At 51.4% G+C, this 1,172-nt stretch carries 1 protein-coding gene and 1 pseudogene; one reads left to right on the top strand and one right to left on the bottom strand.

Going from position 1 to position 1,172, the window contains the following annotated elements:
- Positions 1-293: 293 nt before the first annotated feature.
- Positions 294-680 (bottom strand): annotated as a pseudogene (locus BZK42_RS27850) (phage tail protein); the annotation flags it as partial.
- Positions 681-878: 198 nt separating this feature from the next.
- Between BZK42_RS27850 and BZK42_RS29125 the strand changes: the two are divergent.
- Positions 879-1,172, top strand: a 294-nt coding sequence (locus BZK42_RS29125) for a hypothetical protein (protein ID WP_211280457.1), incomplete at its 3' end; no start/stop codon positions are given.

The following is a 1,172-nucleotide window of genomic DNA, read 5'->3' as shown; positions in this document are numbered from 1 at the left end:
ATGCCAGTCCGGTCGCTGGCAAACGAATAAAAATGTCTGGCGATCCGTCAGCCGGTTTACCTTATATCCGAAGAATTCAATGAACCTTGGGAGATTCAAACTTTGCATAAATTCCTTCCGTATTGACGGGAGGGAAATGGCGCAAACCGAAGTTATCCCGACAGATGAACCAGATGCCAATGGTGAAATGAACTGGCTGGCAAGTAACCAGACGCAGTATGCATATTACTATATGGGGATAACCTGTTTTCGTTAACTTTGTTGTACTGCGTACACTCGCCTTTATTATCGACTCAGCCCGCCCTGACAATGTAGTTAAACGCCACGTTTTTGGGGCGGACTTCCTGAGGGCCTGGGTAGTAGTACGTCATACCGTGGTGGTGACCTTTCAAATCTCCCCCCGTACTGGCTGTCATATTACTCTGATCCCCCTGATAGCTGAGGACGCTGCGACCCGGATCCAGCCCGCGGCCGTTATCAAGGCCACGGATAAATACCCCTCTCAGATCGGGCAAAACGCAACCGGGATAAGCGCGTGCCAGTTGAGGGTATGAACCACAGGAAAAACGCTGTCCTGCCATCAAAAAATAGCCGGGGGGAGGCGTCGTCGAAGGCCACGGGATTGGGCTTCCAATGGGGTAATTGTCAATCCCGCTCCAGCGACCGGACTGGCATTTGAGGCAAAATGCCAGTCCGGTCGCTGGCAAAAAGACCCTGCTGTTTTAGAACAACGTGAGTGTTTCGAGACCGGAAATCACAACGGACGCGACTTCCGGGAACATCGTTGTCCCACAGGGTGGTATGCAGCGGGCCTTCGCTTTTCGGGCCACAGACGCGAGGAATCGACGTATATGATTACATGCTGTCATTGAGTGGTCATGAGCGGTCAATCCCTGGCACACCATGCAATTGCCTGCATGCAAGTACCACCAGTAACACCACCGCCAGTATATATTTTCCAGGCATTTTCAGATGGGGAGGGCATCGAAAGATCAGGGGTGTTCCAGCCACTACCACCAGTCCATCTGGAAAGAACGAATCCCCCGGATATCAACTGTTTTCCTGCAGGGCAATATGCTTTTGATTCAATAAACTTACCGCATGCGTTGTTGCCATTTACCATCTCGAACGCGGTAATTTTACTACTTGCCGCCCACACACCGGACTGGCAT

The organism is Citrobacter braakii (assembly GCF_002075345.1).
Classification (GTDB): domain Bacteria; phylum Pseudomonadota; class Gammaproteobacteria; order Enterobacterales; family Enterobacteriaceae; genus Citrobacter; species Citrobacter braakii.
This window is presented reverse-complemented; position numbering and strand designations above follow the sequence as displayed.